This window comes from Arthrobacter sp. GMC3 (genome assembly GCF_002929305.1).
Lineage (GTDB): Bacteria > Actinomycetota > Actinomycetes > Actinomycetales > Micrococcaceae > Specibacter.
On sequence record NZ_PJIO01000082.1, the window covers coordinates 1 to 702 of the forward strand.

A 702-nucleotide genomic window follows, 5' to 3' on the forward strand; every position below is an offset into this window, starting at 1 on the left:
GGCACGATTGGTATTACCGGCCTGATGCAGGGATGCCCGAATGGTGTACAGACGCTCCTGGGCAGCCGTATCAGTATTAACGGTAACCTGATCCCCACATCACAAATGTGTAATCAGCAGACGGGATTCAGGGCTGTTGAGGTGGAAATCGGACAGGCGCCGGAAATGGTCAAAAAAGCCGTTCACTCCATAGCAGAGCGTGATGTTTCCGTTTTACAGGCATTTGGTGTACGAATGGAATTCACCCGCGGTGATATGCTGAAGGTCTGTCCGAAATTTGTCACATCACTTGCCGGTTTTTCCCCGAAACAGACGACCACTATTAATAAAGATTCCGTCCTGCAGGCTGCCCGGCAGGCATACGCCCGGGAATATGACGAGGAAACAACAGAAACCGCTGATTTTGGCTCTTACGAAGTAAAAGGCAATAAGGTTGAGTTTGAAGTATTCAATCCTGAAGACCGTGCGTACGACAAAGTGACCGTCACGGTTGGTGCTGACGGTAATGCCACCGGCGCCAGCGTTGAATTTATCGGAAAATAGCCGGTATGTCGGACTGCCACCCTGTTTTATTGCCCGAAGGCCCTTTCTCACGCGAACAGGCGATGGCTGTCACAACAGCTTACCGCAATGTGCTTATTGAAGATGACCAGGGAACGCATTTCCGGCTGGTTATCCGCAATGCCGAAGGGCAGCTACGCT

Annotated in this window: 2 protein-coding genes; both read left to right on the forward strand. The window is 51.3% G+C overall.

What is annotated here, in order from left to right; genetic code table 11:
* Positions 1–543, forward strand: a 543-nt coding sequence (locus CXQ94_RS21530) for a hypothetical protein (RefSeq protein ID WP_104092584.1), incomplete at its 5' end; no start/stop codon positions are given.
* A 5-nt stretch (positions 544–548) separates the two neighbouring features.
* Positions 549–702 (forward strand): DUF905 family protein (locus CXQ94_RS21535; RefSeq protein WP_104092585.1); only part of this gene is annotated, 154 nt, incomplete at its 3' end.